The sequence below is a fragment of the Nocardioides sp. P5_E3 genome, from assembly GCF_054049275.1.
Genome location: NZ_JBFUMR010000025.1, coordinates 1 through 18,508, shown reverse-complemented (window position 1 = coordinate 18,508; position 18,508 = coordinate 1). Strand labels below are relative to the sequence as shown.

The window sequence follows — 18,508 nt, the reverse complement described above, 5'->3', positions numbered from 1 at the left end:
CCGGCCCGGTCAGTCCTCGGGGTCGTAGCCGAGGTTGGGCGAGAGCCACCGCTCGGCCTCGGCAAGCGTCCAGCCCTTGCGCTCGGCGTAGTCGGCGACCTGGTCGCGCGCCAGCCGCCCCACCACGAAGTACTGGGCCTGCGGGTGGGAGTAGTAGAAGCCGCTGACCGACGCACCCGGCCACATCGCCATCGACTCGGTGAGCTTGATGCCGGTGTGCTCCTCGACGTCGAGGAGCTCCCACAGCGTCTGCTTCTCGGTGTGCTCGGGGCACGCGGGATAGCCCGGCGCCGGCCGGATGCCGTCGTACTGCTCCTTGATGAGCCCGACGTTGTCGAGGTGCTCGTCGGGCGCGTAGCCCCACAGCTCCTTGCGCACCCGCTCGTGGAGCCGCTCGGCGAATGCCTCGGCGAGCCGGTCACCGAGCGACTCGAGCAGGATGGCGTTGTAGTCGTCGAGGTCGGCGCGGAAGGCCGCCACCCGGTCGGAGAGCCCGTCACCGGCGGTCACCGCGAAGGCTCCGACGTGGTCGCGCAGGCCGGTCTCCTTGGGGGCGACGTAGTCGGCGATCGACCGGTTCGGCACCCCGTCGCGGTGCTGGCCCTGCTGGCGGAGGTGGCGCAGGGTGGCGTGCACCTCGCTGCGCTCGTCGTCGAGGTAGAGCTCCACGTCGTCGCCCACCGAGCTGGCCGGGAAGAAGCCGACCACGCCGTGCGCGCGGATCCACTTCTCCTCGATCATCTGGTCGAGCATCGCCTGCGCGTCGTCGTAGAGCTTGCGGGCCGCAGGTCCGGAGCTGGGGTTGTTGAGGATGTCGGGGAACGCGCCCTTCATCTCCCAGGCGTTGAAGAACGGCTGCCAGTCGATGTAACGCCGCAGGGTCGCCAGGTCCTGGTCACGGAGCACCCGTACGTGCTGGCTCGCGCGCACGCCGGTGAGCGGCGAGACCGCGCGGTCCTGCTGGAGCAGCATGTGGGGCTTGGGCGGGCGGTAGCCCGACCAGTCGACCTGGGTCGCGTTGGCACGGGCGTGCTCCAGCGTCACCATCGGCCGGTCGTTCTTGGCCGAGTGGCGCGTGCGCAGGGAGTCGAAGTCGGCCTTGACGTCGCTCATGAGCTTTGCGCGACCGGTCGGGCTGAGCAGCGCCGCTGCGGTGGGCACCGACCGGGACGCGTCCTTGACCCACACCACGGGGCCGTCGTACTTCTGGTCGATCTTGACCGCGGTGTGGGCGCGCGAGGTGGTCGCACCGCCGATGAGGAGGGGGATCTCGAGGCCGAGCCGCTGCATCTCCGAGGCGAAGTTGACCATCTCGTCCAGGGACGGCGTGATCAGGCCGGACAGGCCGATGATGTCGGCGCCGTTCTCCTGCGCCGCGTCGAGGATCTTCTGGGCCGGGACCATGACACCGAGGTCGATCACCTCGTAGTTGTTGCACTGCAGGACGACGCCGACGATGTTCTTGCCGATGTCGTGGACGTCGCCCTTGACCGTCGCCATGACGATCGTGCCGTTGGTGTCCTTCTGGGCCGCGAGGGCGGGGTCCTTGGCCTTCTCCTCCTCGATGAAGGGGATCAGGTAGGCCACGGCCTTCTTCATGACGCGGGCGCTCTTGACGACCTGCGGGAGGAACATCCTGCCAGCGCCGAAGAGGTCGCCGACGACGTTCATCCCGTCCATCAGCGGACCTTCGATGACCTCGATCGGACGACCGCCGGCCGCCGCGATCTCCGCGCGGAGAGCCTCGGTGTCGTCCTCGACGTGGGCGTCGATCCCCTTGACCAGCGCGTGGGCGATCCGCTCGCGCAGCGGCAGGCTGCGCCACTCGTCCTGCACCTCCTCCTCGGCGCCGGCGGCGATGTTGAAGCGCTCGGCGATCTCGAGGAGCCGCTCGGCGGCGTCGGCACGGCGGTTGAGGACGACGTCCTCGATGCGCTCGCGCAGCTCGGCGTCGACCTCGTCGTAGACGACGAGCGCGCCGGCGTTGACGATGCCCATGTCGAGACCCGCGCGGATGGCGTGGAAGAGGAAGACGGCGTGGATCGCCTCACGGACCGGGTTGTTGCCCCGGAAGGAGAACGAGACGTTGGAGATGCCGCCGCTGACCTTCGCGCCGGGGAGGTTCTGCTTGATCCAGCGGGTGGCCTCGATGAAGTCCTCGCCGTAGGTGGCGTGCTCCTCGATGCCGGTGGCGACGGCGAAGACGTTGGGGTCGAAGATGATGTCCTCGGGCGGGAAGCCGACCTCGTCGACGAGGATCCGGTAGGCCCGCTCGCAGATGGCCTTGCGCCGGTCGAGGTTGTCGGCCTGGCCGTCCTCGTCGAACGCCATCACGACGACAGCGGCGCCGTACTTGCGGCACAGCCGGGCGTGCGCGCGGAACGGCTCCTCGCCCTCCTTCATGGAGATCGAGTTGACGATCGCCTTGCCCTGCACGCACTTGAGGCCGGCCTCGATGACCTGCCACTTGGAGGAGTCGACCATCACCGGCACGCGGCTGATGTCGGGCTCGGCCGCGATGAGCTTGAGGAAGCGGTCCATGGCCGCGACCCCGTCGATCATCCCCTCGTCCATGTTGACGTCGATGACCTGTGCGCCCGACTCGACCTGCTGCGCAGCCACGGCGAGGGCGGCGTCGTAGTCGCCGTCCTTGATCAGCTTGCGGAAGCGGGCGGAGCCGGTGATGTTGGTGCGCTCGCCGACATTGACGAAGAGGCTGTCCTCGGTGATGGTCAGCGGCTCGAGACCGGACAGTCGCATCACCGGCTCGATGGTCACGGGCTCGCGACGGTCCTTGCCCTCGACCGCGCCGGCGATGGCGGCGATGTGGCCGGGCGTGGTGCCGCAGCACCCGCCGACGAGGTTGAGGAAGCCTGCGTCGGCGAACTCCGCGAGGACCGCGGCCGTCTGGTCGGGCGTCTCGTCGTACTCGCCGAAGGCGTTGGGCAGGCCGGCGTTGGGGTAGACGCTGACGAACGAGTCGGCGAGCCGCGACAGCTCGGCGACGTAGGGGCGCATGTCGCGGGCGCCGAGGGCGCAGTTGAGGCCGACGGCCAGCGGGCGGGCGTGGCGGATCGAGTCCCAGAACGCCTCGGTGACCTGGCCCGAGAGCGTACGACCGGACGCGTCGGTGATCGTGCCGGAGACGATGACCGGCCAGCGGCGACCCTGCTCCTCGAACAGCGTCTCCACGGCGAAGATCGCCGCCTTGGCGTTGAGGGTGTCGAAGATCGTCTCGATCATCAGCAGGTCGGCGCCGCCGTCGACGAGACCGCGTGCGGCGACGAGGTAGGCGTCGGCGAGCTGGTCGAACGACACGTTGCGCGCGCCCGGGTCGTTCACGTCGGGCGAGATGGAGGCCGTCCGGGTCGTCGGGCCGAGGGCGCCGGCCACCCAGCGCGGGCGATCGTCCGTCGCGGCCGCGTCGGCGGCCTGGCGGGCCAGCGTGGCCGACTGGTGGTTGAGCTCGTAGTCGAGCTCCTCGAGGCCGTAGTCGGACAGCGAGATCGCGTTGGCATTGAACGTGTTGGTCTCGATGATGTCCGCACCGGCGGCGAGGTAGTCCTCGTGGATCGCCCGGATCAGGTCGGGCTGCGTCAGCGTGAGCAGGTCGTTGTTGCCGATGAGGTCGCTCGGGTGGTCGGCGAAGCGCTCACCGCGGTAGCCCGCCTCGTCAGGACGGTCGCGCTGGATCGCCGTACCCATCGCACCGTCCAGCACCATGATCCGCTCGCTCAGGATCGCCGTCAGGGCGGCGGTGGCATCAGGGCGGTGCTGCGGCTCCACTGGTGGTGGCTCCTCTCGGGCGGCGGTACGGCCAGCCTAGGAACGTCGTCCGACACTCGGACAGGCTTCCCACATGGTGGCACCCGGCGCGTCGGCCGGTGAAATCACCACGGGCTGCTGGGCGCGGCGCCCTAGGCTGGGCAGGTGATCGAGTTCGACGACGTGCAGGATCTGGTCTCCCCGGTGGTGATCGCCGCCTTCGAGGGCTGGAACGACGCCGCCGACGCGGCGTCTGGTCTGGTGGACCACCTCATCGAGCAGTGGAAGGCCGAGGTCATCGGCGCGATCGACCCCGAGGAGTTCTACGACTTCCAGGTCAACCGGCCGATCATCGGAACCGACGTCAACGGCTACCGACGGCTCACCTGGCCAACCACGCGCATTGCCGTCGCGCGCCCGGCGGAACTCGACCGCGACGTCATCCTGGTACGCGGCATCGAGCCCAACATGAAGTGGCGCCAGTTCTGCGCCGAGCTCCTCGCCGCCTGCGACGACCTCGGCGCCGAGCTCGTGATCACGATGGGTGCCCTCCTCGCCGACACGCCGCACACCCGCCCCATCCCGGTCACCGGCACCGCGACCGAGCCCGAGCTCGTCGACCGCCTCGTCCTCGAGCAGTCGACCTACGAGGGGCCCACCGGCATCCTCGGCGTCTTCAACGACGCGTGCGCCCAGCTCGACATCCCGGCCGTCTCCTACTGGGCGGCGGTCCCCCACTACGTCGCCCAGCCGCCATGCCCCAAGGCGACGCTCGCCCTCCTCGGCCAGCTCGAGGAGCTGCTCCAGGCCCCCATGCCGATCGGCGACCTCGCCGATGACGCCAGGGCCTGGGAGCGCGGCGTGGACGAGCTCGCCGCCGAGGACGAGGACGTCGCCGACTACGTCCGCGCCCTCGAGGAGACCCGCGACACCGCCGAGCTCCCCGAGGCCTCCGGCGAGGCCATCGCCCGCGAGTTCGAGCGCTACCTCAAGCGCCGCGACACCGACTGAGGGTCCGCGCGTCTGCGCGTCGTACGCCGACACGCCGGGCAGCGGTGAGTGAGACACCTTCTGCCGCCCAAGAACCTGCCTCACGCACCGCTCGGGCGGCGAGGAGGGGGTACGTCAGAGCGAGAGGCCGAGGGCGGCGTCGAGGAGCCGGTGGATGGTCGCCGCGGCCTCCGGGTCGGAGGTGTCGGCGAGGCCGGTCGTGCCGAGGGTCGCCTCGACCCACTCCTGGATCGCGGCGACGGCCGTCGGGGCGTCGAGGTCGTCGGCCAGCGCGGCCAGCACCCGCTCGACGTACGGGAGGGCGGGCGCACCGTTGCCGAGCGCGAGGGCGCGACGCCAGGTGGCGAGGGTGTCGACGGCGTCCCAGAGCTGGTCGTCGGTCCACTCCCAGTCGCTGCGATAGTGGTGGCGCAGCAGCACCAGCCGGATCGCCATCGGGTCGACCTCGCTCATCCGCAGCGCGGAGACGAAGACGAGGTTGCCCTTGGACTTCGACATCTTCTCGCCGTCGTAGGCGACCATCCCGGCGTGGGCGTAGGTGCGCGCGAACCGCTCGCCCGGGTGGGCGACCTGCGCGTGACCGGCCGACATCTCGTGGTGCGGGAAGACGAGGTCGCTGCCGCCACCCTGCACGTCGAACGTGGACCCGAGGTGGTCCAGCGCGATCGCGGAGCACTCGACGTGCCAGCCGGGCCGGCCGGGGCCCCACGGGCTGTCCCACGCCGGCTCGCCCGGTCGCTCGGCACGCCACAGCAGGCAGTCGAGCGGGTCCTTCTTGCCCTCACGGTCGGGGTCGCCGCCGCGCTCGGGGAAGATCTCGAGCATCGTGTCGCGGTCCAGCCCGGACACCGCGCCGAAGGTGTCGTCGGCGGTCACCGAGAAGTAGAGGTCGTCGTCGACGCGGTAGACCGAACCGGCCTCGTCGAGTCGCTGGATCAGCTCGATCACCTGCGGGATGGACTCGACCGCCCCGGTGTAGTGCGCGGGCGGCAGGACCCTCAGCGCCTCCATGTCCTCGCGGAAGAGCTGGGTCTCGCGCTGGGCGAGCTCGGCCCAGTCGACGTTGACCTTGCTGGCGCGCTCCAGCAGCGGGTCGTCGACGTCGGTCACGTTCTGGACGTAGGTCACCTCGTGGCCGGCGTTGCGCCAGGCGCGGTTGAGCAGGTCGAAGCCGACGTAGGTCGCGGCGTGCCCCATGTGGGTGGCGTCGTAGGGGGTGATCCCGCAGACGTACATCCGAGCCGGACCCTCGGGCCGGGTCTCGACGAGGGCGTCGCTCGCGGTGTCGTGCACCCGCACGACGGGGCCCGTCACGGGCAGTGAGGGAACGTCGGGCGACGACCAGGCACGCATGACGCGCAGCCTATCCGCCGCCCGGGAGGCGCCGGCCGCCGCTTCCCGTCTCGATCTCGATACGCCCCTGGTCGCGCCTTCGTTCCTCAGGCGCGGGCCTACTCGATCTGGCCCGGCCGCGCCGCCGGCTGGTTCCTCGCCGACAGCTGCCGGTCTCAGAAGGGGGGCCAGGGGATGACGGGGTACGACGACGAGCGCGGGCCGGGGAACGTCCCCCGCGCCAGCAGCCGGGCGACCCGCCGCCTCGTGGTCTCGACCTCGTCGTCGGTCAGCATCCCGGAGAGCGTCGCGCCCAGCTCACCGTCGAGCGCCGCCGCGAGCACCCGCAGCCCGTCGGCCTCCTCCGCGCTGATCGCGTCGCCCACGAAGCCCCACAGCACCGTGCGGAGCTTGTGCTCGACGTGGAAGGTCAGCCCGTGGTCGACGCCGTGCCGGTGGCCGTCGGGCATGGGCAGGACGTGCCCGCCCTTGCGGTCGGCGTTGTTGACCACGACGTCGAAGAGCGCCATCCGCCTCAGCGGCTCGCTGTCCTCGTGGACCAGCGACACCGCCTGGTCGTGGGCGTCGAGGCCGTCGAAGACGTGGCGGAAGCCCGCCGGGACCTCGCCCTCGCCGACGATGTCGACGGGTGCCGCGTCCTCGACCTCGTCACGCCACAGCTGGACCATGCCCGGGCCGTGCGGTCCGTCGCCGAGGACCGTCGGCGGCACGATGTCCCAGCCGAGCGCCTCCGAGACGGCGTACGCACCCACCTCGCGGGCGGCCAGCGTGCCGTGGGGGAAGTCCCACAGCGGCCGCTCCCCCGCGATCGGCTTGTAGACGACCCGGACGCCGCCGACCTCGCCGACGAAGGTGGCGTTGGACGCCGGCAGCACGCGTCCGTGCAGGGTCAGCTCCCCGGTGGGGAAACCGGCCGGGAGGGTGCTGTCAGGGATCACGGCGCCGGAAGCCGTTGGCACGGACGCAGAGGTGCCCGTCCGGGTCGATCGGCTCGCCGCAGAAGGGGCAGTCGGGGCGCCCCGCGCCGATCACGGACAGTGACCGCTCCACGAACGAGCGCGCCGCGGCGGCGGTGAGCCGGACCAGGAAGATCTCGTCGGGCTCGGGCTCGAGGAGGTCCTCGAGGTCCTCCTGCAGCTGCTCGGGCGAGACGACCGCGGCCTCGGTGAAGGGGAAGACCTCGATCACCACCCGCTCGTCGGCGCCGTCCCACGACAGGGTCATCGTCCCGGCGCGGAACTCCTCCTCGATCGGCTGCTCGAGGGGCTGGGTGTCGGTGAGGTCGCGCGGCGCGATCGCCGGGATCAGCACGTCGCCGCCCGCGGCCTGCATCAGCTCGTCGAGGAGCTCGTCGATGCGCTCGGCGAGGGCCTGCACCTGCTGCTTCTCGAGCGAGACGCTGACCAGCCGGGCGCCCTCGCGGGCCTGGAGGAAGAACGTGCGCTGGCCGGGCTCGCCAACGGTGCCGGCGACGAAGCGCTCGGGTGGGTCGAAGCGGTGCACGACGGGCATGTCACTCACCCTAGGGCGTGCCTGTCTGGGGTCCGGCGCCTCCACCCACCTCGGCGTCCGCGCGCCGGCTGCGGGTGGTGCGTCGGGGCTTCCTGGGCGGGGTCAGCCAGGCGAGGTCGCCGGCGTGGGTGTTGGTGCCGATCACGAACGGCCGTGACTCGGTGTAGCGCACGATCGACACCGACGCGGGGTCGACGTGGATGCGCTGGAACAGGTCGAGGTGGGTGCCGAGCGCGTCGGCGAGGATCGACTTGATCACGTCGCCGTGGCTGACGGCGAGCCACACGGCGTCGTCGCCGTGCTCGGCCGCCACCCGCGCGTCGTGGCGTCGTACGGCTGCCACCGCGCGGTCCTGCATCGCCCGCATCGACTCCCCTCCGGGGAAGGTGGCCGCCGACGGCTGCGCCTGGACGGTCTTCCAGAGCTTCTCCTTGGCGAGGTCCTTGAGCGGGCGTCCCTGCCACTCGCCGTAGTCGCACTCCGACAGCTGCTTGTCGCTCCCGGCCCGCAGCGGTTCGGGCTGCCGGGTGGTGATCTCGCGGCACGTCTCGCGGCAGCGCTCGAGGGGGCTGGTGACCGCGGCAGCGAGTCGTACGCCTGCGAGCCGCTCCCCCACCGCGACCGCCTGCTTCACCCCGGCGTCGTCGAGGTGGACGCCGGGCAGCCGGCCGGCGAGGACTCCGGTGGCGTTGGCCGACGAGCGGCCGTGTCGAACAAGGATGACGGTGGGCATTCTCCAGAGGTTAGTGGGGCTAGCCTCGGCCTTGTGATCGTGGACAACGCCCTCTACCACCGGGGCAAGCGGGTGCCACTGGGCAACGGGGACGACCAGAGCCTCGGGCACGCACGGGTGCCGTGCGACCCGGGTGACTTCCAGTGGATCGGCATCCACGACCCCAGCCCCGACGAGCTCGAGCTGATCGCCCGCACCTTCGACCTGCACCCGCTGGCCGTCGAGGACGCCGGCGACTCCCACCAGCGGCCCAAGCTCGAGCACTACGGCGACACGCTGTTCCTCGTGCTCAAGACGCTCTGGTACGTCGACGAGGAGGACGCGGTGGAGACCGGCGAGATCAACATGTTCGTCGGTCGCGACTTCATCGTGACGGTCCGCCACGGGGAGGGCATCAACCTCTCGGACTCGCGCCACGACCTCGAGGAACGTGCGCAGGTGCTGGAGCACGGCCCGATGGGGGTCATGTACGCCATCTGCGACCGCGTCGTCGACGAGTACGAGAAGGTCGGGGCGGCGCTGGAGGAGGACGTGGACGAGGTGGAGGAGTCGGTGTTCTCCCCCGGCCGCACCGACGACTCCGTCCGGATCTACGTCCTCAAGCGCGAGATCGCCGAGGTCCGCCGCGCGGTCCTGCCGCTGCGCGAGCCGATGCGGAAGTTCTCCCTGCACTCCGACACCGTCCCGACGATCCGCACCCCCATCCCCATCACGGCGGAGACCGCGACCTACTTCCGCGACGTGGCCGACCACCTCCAGCGCGTCTCGGAGGTGATCGACAGCCTCGACGTCCTGCTGTCGACCGCGTTCGACGGCCATCTGGCGCGCATCTCGGTCCAGCAGAACGAGGACATGCGCAAGATCTCCGCCGGCGCCGCCCTCGTGGTGGTGCCGACCCTGATCGCCGGGATCTACGGCATGAACTTCGACCACATGCCCGAGCTGCACTGGACCTACGGCTACCCCTTCGCGATCGTCCTCATGATCGGGGTGGCCGCCGGGTTGTTCGCGCTGTTCAAGAAGTCCGGGTGGCTGTGACCCGAACCTCGACCGCTCCCACTGCGTGGCGGGTGGTCTGGTGGTTCGGCTTCGTCAGCCTGGCCGCCGACATGGTCTACGAGGGCGCCCGCTCGGTCTACGGCCCCGTCCTCGCAGCCCTCGGTGCGTCCGCTTTGGTCGTCGGGCTCGTGACGGGAGCCGGCGAGGCGATCGCGCTCGTCCTGCGCCTGGCGTTCGGCCCGATCGCCGACCGGACGGGCCGCTACTGGTCCCTGACGATCGTCGGCTACGGACTCACCGCGGTATGCGTCCCGCTGATAGCGCTGGCGCCGCGGCTCGGCGCGGCCGGGCTGGCCTTCGCCTCCACGATGATCCTGCTCGAGCGCCTCGGCAAGGCGGTCCGGTCGCCGTCGAAGTCGGCGCTGCTCGCCCACGTCGCGACCGCCGTCGGCCGTGGGCGCGGCTTCGGGGTGCACAAGGCCCTCGACCAGGTGGGGGCGTTCGCCGGACCGCTCGTGGTGGCCGCGGTCGTCGCGGTCGCGTCCCTCTGGTGGGGCATGGCCGTGCTCGCCGTCCCCGGCGCCGTCGCGATGGTCCTGCTGCTCACCCTGCGCCGCCGCGTCCCCGACCCCAGCGTGTACGACGACACGCCCCCGCCTGCCGCCCAGGAGCACCCGCCACCGAGCCGCAGCTGGTGGGCGGACGCCGTCGGGTCGGGCCTGCCGGCCGACTTCTTCCGCTACGCCTTCGCCGCGTCGCTGACGACGGGTGCGTTGGTCACCTTCGGGATCATCGGCTACCACCTCGCCGTCGACGACCTGGTGCCCGTCGCGGCCGTCCCCGTGGTGTACGCCGCGGCGATGGGCGTCGAGGCGGTCGCGGCGCTCGCCGTCGGCTCGGTCTACGACCGCACCGGCCCGCGGGTGCTGCTCCTCGTGCCGGTGCTGGTGGCGCTGGTGCCGGCCCTCGCCCTCGGCTCGGCCATGGTGGCGGTCCTGGGCGGCGTCGTCGCGTGGGGCGCGGCCCAGGGCGTCCAGGACTCGACGGTCAAGGCGGTGGTCGCCGACCTGGTCGACGCGCCGCGCCGCGCGACGGCCTACGGCGTCTTCGCGGGGATCCAGGGACTCTTCGCGATCGTCGGCGGCGTCACCGCCGGCTGGCTCTACGACCGCTCGCTGCCGGCCCTCGTGGCCGTCGTCGCCGTCACCCAGGTCGTGGCGCTGGTGCTGCTGGCCGACACGTTCAGGCGGTCAGCACGCCGGCTCCGAGCAGGATGAGCGTGCCCGCGCCGAGCAGGATCCGGTAGATCACGAAGGGCGTGTACGAGTTCGTGCTGACGTAGCGCAGCAGCCAGGCGATGGCGGCGTAGCCGACGACGAACGAGACCACCGTGGCGGTGATGGTGGGACCCCACCCGAAGTCGTTGTGACCGTGCGGGATCTCCTTGAGCTCGAAGAGCCCGGCACCGACGACAGCGGGGATCGCGAGGAGGAAGGCGAAGCGGGTCGCGGCCTCGCGGTCGAAGCCGAGGAAGCGGCCCATGGAGATCGTGGCGCCCGAGCGCGAGACGCCGGGGACCAGGGCGAGCGCCTGCGCGAGACCCATCAGCACCGCGTCCCTCAGCGTGAGCTTGCCCAGCGTCCGGTCGGTGCGCCCGACGCGGTCGGCGATGCCGAGGACGATGCCCATCACGATCAGCGTCGTGCCGGTGATCCACAGGTTGCGGAAGTCGCGCTCGATGACGTCCTTGAGCAGCACGCCGAGCACCACGATCGGCAGCGAGCCGATGATGATGTACCAGCCCATCCGCGCGTCGATCGTGCCGCGGTACTCCGCCTTGAACAGCGAGCGCACCCACGCGCTGCCGATGCGCCAGATGTCCTTGCGGAAGTAGATCAGCACGGCGAGCTCGGTGCCGATCTGGATGACGGCCGTGAACGCCGCCCCCGGGTCCCCCCAGCCGAACAGCTCGGGGAAGATCCGCAGGTGCGCGCTGCTCGAGATCGGCAGGAACTCGGTCAGCCCCTGGATGACGCCGAGGACCACTGCCTTGAGGAGATCGATCACAGGGCGGGAGCCTACGGGCGCGTCCCGTGCGGTCCGCGCACCACCCGTGGCTACCCTCACCACCATGCAGCAGCGTTCCCTCGGCGCGACCGGGCTCAAGGTCTCCCGGCTCGGCCTCGGCACGATGACCTGGGGCCGTGACACCGACGAGCACGAGGCGCGCGACCAGCTGATCGCCTTCGCCGAGGCCGGGGGCACGCTCGTCGACACCGCCGCCGGATACGGCGACGGTGCGAGCGAGGAGCTGATCGGCACGCTCATCGGCGACGTCGTCGCCCGCGACGAGGTGGTCCTCGCGACCAAGGCCGGCATCCACCGGCGTACGGGCGCACGCGTCACCGACACCTCCCGCGGCAGCCTGCTGACCACCCTCGACGCCTCGCTGAAGCGGCTCGGGGTCGACCACGTCGACCTCTGGCAGGTCCACGTGTGGACCGATGAGACCCCGGTCGAGGAGACGCTCAGCGCCCTCGACCTCGCCGTCACCTCGGGCCGCGCGTCCTACGTCGGCGTCTCCAACTACACCGGATGGCAGACCGCGCAGGCCGCGACCTGGCAGCGGGCCGTCCCCGGGCGGGTGCCGCTGGCGTCGACCCAGGTCGAGTACTCGCTCCTCAACCGCCACGTCGAGCACGAGATCGTCCCGGCCGCTCAGGCCCTCGGGCTCGGGGTCCTCCCCTGGTCGCCCCTCGGCCGCGGCGTGCTCACCGGGAAGTACCGCACCGGCACCCCGTCGGACTCGCGCGCCGCCACCGAGCACTTCGCCGGGTTCGTCGGGGCCTACCTCGACGAGCGCGGCCGCGGGATCGTGGAGGCCGTCGCGCGCGCCGGCGACGGTCTCGGCTGGTCGCCGCTGGAGGTCTCGCTCGTGTGGGTACGCGACCGGCCCGGGGTCGCCGCCCCGATCGTCGGTGCCCGCACGGCCGCGCAGCTCAAGGGAGCGCTCGGCATCGAGGAGCTGACCCTGCCGCCGGAGATCGTCGACGCCCTCGACGACGTGTCGGCAGACTGAACCGCACCCCTTCGAGGAGAGAGGGAGAGACGATGGCCAGGATCCAGCGCCGCCCACCGGGCCGCGGGGTGGAGTGGGAGTTCGAGACGCTCGTGCTGCCCCAGGACTTCTCCCGCAACGTCGTCACCCGCGTGCTCGTCGAGCGCGCCGAGCACGGCGGCTGGGAGCTCGACCGGCTCCGCATCGGCAACGACGGCAAGCGACGCGTGGTGCTGCGCCGCAAGATCATCCGGCAGCGGCTGACCCTCTTCGCCGGCTGACCCCGTTCGACCGGCATTCCGACCGGCATGGGGTGCGGACCCCATGGACGCCGCCGTCCCCACGGTGCTCGACTCGAAGGAGCGGGGCCACCCCGGTCCCGGTTGAGGGGACGACGCAGATGACACGCAGGCACAGGCCGGCACTCGGGATCGTGGAGCTCGCGGTGGACCCGGCCGACGTCGACCAGGAGACCTATCCCGTCCGGATCAGGCTGACCCGGCCGCTGACGGCGTACGAGGCGGAGGGGCTCGCGTCGGTCGAGCCGGGCATCCGGAGCGAGGGGGACGCGATCGTGCTGCCGGCGGCGCGCCTGGACGACGTGGCACGCGACGTCGACACCTGGAGCGCGCGCCTCGAGCGGGTGCAGACGCGCGCCGACCAGCTCGAGGGCGAGACACTGGTGGCCGACCAGCGACGGGTGGACGACCACGCGCGGCACGGGTCCCACCTCCGCAGCCAGCAGGTCAACGACCGCGGGCTGCACTGAACAGGGCCCGGGCCGGGCGGCTACCAGCCGCTGGAGCCCGGTCCACCCTTGAACGGTCCGGTGACCCGCGACGTGATCCAGCCGCCGTAGAAGCTGCCCGGCTGGGGTTGGACCACCTCGTCGTCGACGGTGCAGCGGTCGACCCGGCCCGGGTAGAGCGCGACGTGGCCGACCAGCGACTCGAAGCCCTTCGAGGGCGTCGGGTAGGTCCACGCCACGGCCGGGAGCACGTCGTCGCCGACCACGAGGTCGTAGTAGGCCGCCTGCCCCTTCCACTCGCACCACGAGGCGCCCTGCCCCGGGCGGAGCACCCCCTCGGCGAAGTCGGCTGCCGGCAGGTAGTACGTCGGCGGGTGGCTGGTCTCCAGCACCCGCACGCTCGCGGTGGTGTCGGCGACGACGAGGCCACCGTGGGTGACCACGACGTGCTCGTTGCTCGGGTCCACCCGCGGCGGGCGGGGGTAGTCCCACACGGACTCGGTCATGCACCCAACCTACGGAACGGTCCCTACGGCTCGAGGTCGCGCGACGCGAGCCAGGCGCGTCCGCGACGGTCCGAGGCCTGCGCGAGCCAGGCCTCCTCGATGACCTCGACGAGCTCCTCCCGCTCGATCTCCCCCACCCGGGAGGTGCGCAGCAGCACCGACGCGTGACCGTCGAAGTGCGGCGTCGTGAAGAACGGCAGCCGCTCGTCCTGCAGCAGCGCCTGCTTGTCCCCCTCGGAGCCGACCCAGATGACCACGACGTCGTCGTAGCGCTCCCCCGTCTCGGGGTCCACGGCGTCGGGTCGTGGGGTCCGGAAGAACACGAACGACTTGCTGCCCACCTGGTAGACGGGGTACTTCTCCGGGCGTGCGACGGTCACGTGCGGCATCGCACGCGCGGTCGCGTGGATGTCGTCGACCGTCGCCGGGCGACTCACGACGCGGCCGCCGCCGCCTTCGCCCGCAGCTCGGCCACCATCGCGTCGGGGTCGTCGGCTGAGTAGACGGCCGAGCCCGCGACGAAGACGTCGGCCCCGGCCTCGGCGCACCGCTCGATCGTCTCCAGCGACACGCCACCGTCGACCTGCAGCCAGGTCTCGACGCCGTGCTTGCGCATGAGCGCGCGGGCGGTGCGGATCTTGGGCAGGCACAGGTCGAGGAACTTCTGGCCGCCGAAGCCGGGCTCGACGGTCATGATGAGCACCATGTCGAGCTCGGGCAGCAGCGCCTCGTAGGGCTCGATCGGCGTCGCCGGCTTGAGTGCCATCGACGCGCGGGCGCCCTGCGACCGGATCTCGCGGGCGAGCCGCACCGGCGCCTTGGCCGCCTCGGCGTGGAACGTGACCGACCCGCACCCCGCCTCGGCGTAGGACGGTGCCCACCTGTCGGCGTCCTCGATCATCAGGTGCGCGTCGATGGGTTGGGAGGCGTGCTTGCTGAGTGCCTCGACGACGGGCAGGCCGAGGGTCAGGTTGGGCACGAAGTGGTTGTCCATGACGTCCACGTGCACCCAGTCGGCACTGGGGATCCGGGCCACCTCGTCGGCGAGGCGCGACAGGTCGGCGTTGAGGATGCTCGGTGTGATCTGGATGCCCACAGGGCGAGCCTAGTGACTCCCGGGACCGTCGAGACGCGCGGCACTGCTCCCGGCGGGTACGACGACGTGGAGCGCGTTGCGGTCGACCTCGAACGTCGCCGTGGTGGTGGCCGCGATCTCGCCGTCGAGGTTGACCGGGAGCGGCTCGTCGGTGACCAGGCGCAGGCGCCGGGTGGTGAGGTGGTGCACCCGGTCGTGCTCGACGAGGTGGCCGGTCCGGAGCAGCCGCGCGACCGAGAGGTGGTCGCGCAGCCGGCCCTGCTCGACGGCGTACACGTCGAGGAGGTGGTCGTCGATCGAGGCGTGAGGCGCGACGGTGAGCCCGCCTCCGTAGTGCCGCCCGTTGCCGACGGCGACCTGCATGAGGTCGGCGAGCTCGAGGGTGGTGCCGTCGTCGAGCTCCAGGCGGGCGGCGAACGGCCGGTGGGACCGGTACGCCGCCAGGGTGGCCGCCGGGTAGGCGAAGCGGCCGAGCCGCTGCTTCATCGCCGGGGTCAGCCTCTGGGTGACGGCGACGGAGAGACCGACCGAGGCCACGTTGAGGTAGGCGCGCCCGTCGACCCGCCCGAGGTCGACGTCGACGACGTGGCCGTGCACCAGTGTGTCGACCGCCGCCGCCAGGTCGTCGGGGACCCCGAGCGTGCGGGCGAAGTCGTTGGCGGTCCCGAGCGGCAGGACGCCGAGCGCGGTGCTGGAGTGGGCGACCATTGCGGCCGCGCAGCCGATCGTGCCGTCGCCCCCACCGACCACGAGCAGGTCGGGCTCGGACTCGACGGCGACCGCCAGCGCCTCGAGGAGCTCGAGCCCGCCGTGCACGGGGTGCACCGTCACGTCGTCCGACACACCGCGAGCTGCTGCCTCCACGAGCGGGAGGGCTCGCGCCCCGCGGCGGGCTGCGGTGTTGACGACGACTGCGACCCGACCGGTGCGCGGCTGGGCCGACCTGTTCTGCTGCATGGCCCGAGGCTAGGGCGCGTGCGTGAGAGGACGATGAGGACGACCTGTGCGCGGACTGTGGCGCCTAGGACTCCTCGGGCTCCGGCGGCGCCTCGGCGCCCTCGTCCTCGTCGCGGGCCGCCCACTCGAGCAGCGGGGCGATGTCGAACGGCTTGTCGTCGATGCCGGCGTGCAGGTCGCCGATCTCCGCGAACCGCTGGGGCATCGTGAAGATGGTGAAGTCGTCGGGCACGCAGTCGTCGACCTCGTCCCAGCGGATCGGCGCCGACACCCGGGCCTCGGGCACGCCCCGGACCGAGTAGGCGGCGGCGATCGTGTGGTCGCGCGCGTTCTGGTTGTAGTCGACGAACAGCTGGGAGGGGTCGCGGTCCTTGCGCCACCACGCCGTCGTGACCTCTCCCCCGGCCCGCCGCTCGACCTCGCGTGCGAACGCCAGCGCGCCGCGGCGTACGTCCTGGAAGCCGTGGTCGGGCGGGATCCGCACGTAGACGTGCATCCCCGACCCGCCGCTGGTCTTGGGGAAGCCGACGGCACCGAGCTCGTCGAGCACCTCGTGGGCGATGTGGGCGACCCGCTGCACGGTGGCCCAGTCGCACCCGGGACCCGGGTCGAGGTCGATGCGCCACTCGTCGGGCTTCTCGGTGTCGGAGCGCCGGCTGTTCCACGGGTGGAACTCGACCGTCGACATCTGCACCGCCCAGATGACACTCGCCAGCTCGGTCACGCACAGCTCGTCGGCGGTGCGCTTCCACCGGGGGAAGAACAGCTGGACGGTCTCGACCCACTCGGGTGCTCCGGCCGGCAGGCGCTTCTGGTGCACCTTGTCGCCCGCCAGGCCCTTGGGGAAGCGGTGCAGCATGCACGGACGCTCGAAGAGGGCGTTCACGATCCCGTCGCCGACGGCGAGGTAGTACTCGACGAGGTCGAGCTTGGTCGCGCCGCTCGGCGCCGCGTCGGTGGGAGGGAAGTAGACGCGGTCGGGGTTGGTGACCTTGACGACGCGGTCGTCGACCTCGATCTCGGTGAACGGCGACGCCATGTCAAGGAGCCTAGTCGCGGGCGCCGACGGTCGCGGGGGTCACTACGGCCCGGAGGTCTCCGACGGCTGCTGCTCGGGCTGCTGCTGCTGCCCGTCCTGCTGCTGGGTCTGCTGGTCGCCGGGCTGCGTCTCCTGCGGCTTGTCCACGGTCACGGTGACGACGTCGGACCAGCCCTCGTCGGCGTACTGGCTCTCGGGACGGTGCCAGCGGAACTCTGTGGTCTCCGCAACGGGTACGACGACCCGCGCGACGCCGTCGCGCGAGGCGAGGACGGGCTTGCCGACCGTGGCCCACTGGCCACCGGGCGAGCGGGACTCCAGGACGAGCGGGTCGCCCGTGAGGCGTCCGGACCCGTCGGTGACGCGTCCGGTGAGCTCGACCTCCTCGTCGGGCTTCACCTGCTGCCTGCCGGCCGCTACGCTCGTCGACAGCGAGACGCCCTCGAAGTCGAAGGTCGAGCCGGAGGCCCGGACGGCGTCGAGGTTGAAGGCCTTGCCGTCGCAACCGAAGCCGGTGACCGCGAAGCCGGGGCCGTCGCCGTGCTCGGCGGCGAACTGCGCCGGCGTGGCTGAGCCGGCCCGGTCGACGGTGGCGCCGGAAGAGAGGTCGACGAGCGCCCAGTCGTAGGTGAGTGCGGAGGAGGACACGGTGGTCCAGGACCCGGCAGGGGCCGACACGGCCGCCCGCCCGCGCCAGGCGGTGCCGGCGGGACTCTGCCGGCTCACGGCCATGACCCACGAGACGCCCGAGCTGCCGCCGGTGGCCGCGACCGCGACCGACGAGTCCAGCCCGGCGAGCGAGTCGAACGAGGCGTAGGGTCCGGCCGCGCTGCCGGCGGCGGTCGGGACGAGGCCCAGCGACCGGCGGCCGAGCGGGGCGGCGTAGGGACCGAGGTTGATGCGTGAGGCGGGCGCGGTCGCGTTGGCGAGCAGGTCGGCGCACCCGACATAGGTGAGGTAGACGTCGGAGTCGCCGGTGGCGGGCCCGGACAGCGTGCGTGAGCCGCCCGCGGCGTGGGCGGGACTGCTGACCAGGGTCGTGCCCACGGTCAGGGTCAAGGTCGTGGCGGCCAGGGCCGTCATGATGCTGCGCACGTGCATGGATTCCTGCTCCCCGTGACACGGCACACCCCTCCGGTGCGCCGAGCTGAGTCCATCATGCTGGTCAAAGCAAAGGATGTGAACCGCCCAGGCGCGGAAGTCACCCCAATTGGTGGCCGATGCGCTCCACCTGAGCCCTGAGGGTGGCGGCACATCCCAGCCCCGAGGGGCCGGCGCACGCTGTCTGCCGCCACCTGCAGGACGACTGACGACGTTGTCCCCTCCGGGTCAGGCCCGTCGGCGCAGGGTGGCCGCGAACATCGCGTCGGTGCCGTCGCGGTGCGGCCACAGCTGGAAGCGCTCCACCTCGTCGGTGTCGCCGCGGCGGGCCAGCACGGCCCGCACGACGTCGCTGGTCTCCGCGACCACGGGCGAGCAGGTCGCGTAGACCACCACGCCGCCCGGTCGCACCGACTCCAGCGCCGAGTCGAGCAGCACATGCTGGATCCCGACGAGCTCCTCGACGTCCTCGGGCGTACGACGCCAGCGCGACTCGGGACGTCGTCGGAGCGCGCCGAGCCCCGAGCACGGCGCGTCGACCAGCACCCGGTCGAAGGTGCCGGGGAGCCAGGCGGGGCGCATGCCGTCGCCGGCGAGCACCTGCGCCGCGCCCTCCGGCGTTGCACGCGC

General features: G+C 71.8%; 18 protein-coding genes and 1 pseudogene. 6 read left to right on the top strand and 13 right to left on the bottom strand.

Annotation, left to right across the window (positions count from 1 at the left end):
- Positions 1 to 9 precede the first annotated feature (9 nt).
- Positions 10 to 3,723, bottom strand: a complete 3,714-nt coding sequence (gene metH, locus ACXJKB_RS16020) for a methionine synthase (RefSeq protein WP_457190160.1) — start codon at positions 3,721 to 3,723, stop codon at positions 10 to 12.
- A 207-nt stretch (positions 3,724 to 3,930) separates the two neighbouring features.
- On the opposite strand from metH, the gene ACXJKB_RS16015 reads away from it, so the two are divergent.
- On the top strand, positions 3,931 to 4,776 hold the full coding sequence (locus ACXJKB_RS16015; protein WP_457190052.1) for a PAC2 family protein: 846 nt from the start codon (positions 3,931 to 3,933) through the stop codon (positions 4,774 to 4,776).
- 114 nt (positions 4,777 to 4,890) lie between these two features.
- Here the strand turns inward: ACXJKB_RS16015 and mshC are convergent, their stop codons facing one another.
- The 4 genes from mshC to ACXJKB_RS15995 all read right to left on the bottom strand — a co-directional run bounded on the left by mshC (position 4,891) and on the right by ACXJKB_RS15995 (position 8,374).
- Positions 4,891 to 6,129, bottom strand: coding sequence for a cysteine--1-D-myo-inosityl 2-amino-2-deoxy-alpha-D-glucopyranoside ligase (mshC, locus tag ACXJKB_RS16010; RefSeq protein WP_457190050.1), 1,239 nt, complete (start codon positions 6,127 to 6,129; stop codon positions 4,891 to 4,893).
- 155 nt (positions 6,130 to 6,284) lie between these two features.
- The gene (locus tag ACXJKB_RS16005; protein WP_457190048.1) at positions 6,285 to 7,067 is read right to left on the bottom strand and encodes an SCO1664 family protein; all 783 of its coding nucleotides are present in this window, start codon (positions 7,065 to 7,067) and stop codon (positions 6,285 to 6,287) included.
- On the bottom strand, positions 7,057 to 7,641 hold the full coding sequence (locus ACXJKB_RS16000; RefSeq protein WP_300053277.1) for a DUF3090 domain-containing protein: 585 nt from the start codon (positions 7,639 to 7,641) through the stop codon (positions 7,057 to 7,059). The genes ACXJKB_RS16005 and ACXJKB_RS16000 overlap by 11 nt, the downstream gene beginning before the upstream one ends.
- Before the next feature lie 10 nt (positions 7,642 to 7,651).
- Positions 7,652 to 8,374 (bottom strand): histidine phosphatase family protein, encoded by a 723-nt coding sequence (locus ACXJKB_RS15995; RefSeq protein ID WP_457190046.1) that lies wholly within the window; start codon positions 8,372 to 8,374, stop codon positions 7,652 to 7,654.
- A gap of 33 nt (positions 8,375 to 8,407) precedes the next feature.
- Between ACXJKB_RS15995 and corA the strand changes: the two genes are divergently transcribed.
- Together corA and ACXJKB_RS15985 are read left to right on the top strand one after the other, a co-directional pair.
- Positions 8,408 to 9,412 (top strand): magnesium/cobalt transporter CorA, encoded by a 1,005-nt coding sequence (gene corA / locus ACXJKB_RS15990; protein WP_457190044.1) that lies wholly within the window; start codon positions 8,408 to 8,410, stop codon positions 9,410 to 9,412.
- Positions 9,403 to 10,650 carry an MFS transporter gene (locus ACXJKB_RS15985; RefSeq protein ID WP_457190042.1) on the top strand — a complete coding sequence of 416 codons (1,248 nt, stop codon included), beginning with the start codon at positions 9,403 to 9,405 and terminating at the stop codon, positions 10,648 to 10,650. The genes corA and ACXJKB_RS15985 overlap by 10 nt, the downstream gene beginning before the upstream one ends.
- Here the strand turns inward: ACXJKB_RS15985 and ACXJKB_RS15980 are convergent.
- Complete coding sequence (locus ACXJKB_RS15980; RefSeq protein WP_457190158.1) at positions 10,616 to 11,437, bottom strand: undecaprenyl-diphosphate phosphatase; 822 nt, start codon at positions 11,435 to 11,437, stop codon at positions 10,616 to 10,618. The two genes, ACXJKB_RS15985 and ACXJKB_RS15980, sit on opposite strands and share 35 nt — an antisense overlap.
- A 67-nt stretch (positions 11,438 to 11,504) precedes the next feature.
- Here ACXJKB_RS15980 and ACXJKB_RS15975 point away from each other — a divergent pair, with 67 nt between their 5' ends.
- The 3 genes from ACXJKB_RS15975 (at position 11,505) to ACXJKB_RS15965 (ending at position 13,200) form a co-directional block, all read left to right on the top strand.
- On the top strand, positions 11,505 to 12,452 hold the full coding sequence (locus ACXJKB_RS15975) for an aldo/keto reductase (protein ID WP_457190040.1): 948 nt from the start codon (positions 11,505 to 11,507) through the stop codon (positions 12,450 to 12,452).
- 32 nt (positions 12,453 to 12,484) lie between these two features.
- Positions 12,485 to 12,712, top strand: a complete 228-nt coding sequence (locus ACXJKB_RS15970; protein ID WP_191195666.1) for a DUF5703 family protein — start codon at positions 12,485 to 12,487, stop codon at positions 12,710 to 12,712.
- 119 nt (positions 12,713 to 12,831) lie between these two features.
- On the top strand, positions 12,832 to 13,200 hold the full coding sequence (locus tag ACXJKB_RS15965) for a hypothetical protein (RefSeq protein ID WP_457190038.1): 369 nt from the start codon (positions 12,832 to 12,834) through the stop codon (positions 13,198 to 13,200).
- Positions 13,201 to 13,220: 20 nt separating this feature from the next.
- Here the strand turns inward: ACXJKB_RS15965 and ACXJKB_RS15960 are convergent, their stop codons facing one another.
- The 7 genes and pseudogenes from ACXJKB_RS15960 to ACXJKB_RS15930 form a co-directional block, all read right to left on the bottom strand.
- Complete coding sequence (locus ACXJKB_RS15960; RefSeq protein ID WP_457190036.1) at positions 13,221 to 13,685, bottom strand: DUF427 domain-containing protein; 465 nt, start codon at positions 13,683 to 13,685, stop codon at positions 13,221 to 13,223.
- Between the two features lie 23 nt (positions 13,686 to 13,708).
- Positions 13,709 to 14,074 (bottom strand): hypothetical protein, encoded by a 366-nt coding sequence (locus ACXJKB_RS15955; protein WP_457190156.1) that lies wholly within the window; start codon positions 14,072 to 14,074, stop codon positions 13,709 to 13,711.
- A 44-nt stretch (positions 14,075 to 14,118) separates the two neighbouring features.
- Complete coding sequence (rpe, locus tag ACXJKB_RS15950) at positions 14,119 to 14,781, bottom strand: ribulose-phosphate 3-epimerase (RefSeq protein ID WP_457190034.1); 663 nt, start codon at positions 14,779 to 14,781, stop codon at positions 14,119 to 14,121.
- Between the two features lie 9 nt (positions 14,782 to 14,790).
- Positions 14,791 to 15,738 (bottom strand): lipid kinase, encoded by a 948-nt coding sequence (locus ACXJKB_RS15945; RefSeq protein ID WP_457190032.1) that lies wholly within the window; start codon positions 15,736 to 15,738, stop codon positions 14,791 to 14,793.
- A 64-nt stretch (positions 15,739 to 15,802) separates the two neighbouring features.
- Positions 15,803 to 16,777 carry a non-homologous end-joining DNA ligase gene (ligD, locus tag ACXJKB_RS15940; protein ID WP_457190030.1) on the bottom strand — a complete coding sequence of 325 codons (975 nt, stop codon included), beginning with the start codon at positions 16,775 to 16,777 and terminating at the stop codon, positions 15,803 to 15,805.
- Positions 16,778 to 16,819: 42 nt separating this feature from the next.
- Positions 16,820 to 17,878, bottom strand: a complete 1,059-nt coding sequence (locus ACXJKB_RS15935; protein WP_457190028.1) for a hypothetical protein — start codon at positions 17,876 to 17,878, stop codon at positions 16,820 to 16,822.
- Between the two features lie 228 nt (positions 17,879 to 18,106).
- Positions 18,107 to 18,508, bottom strand: a pseudogene (locus tag ACXJKB_RS15930) (hypothetical protein); the annotation flags it as partial.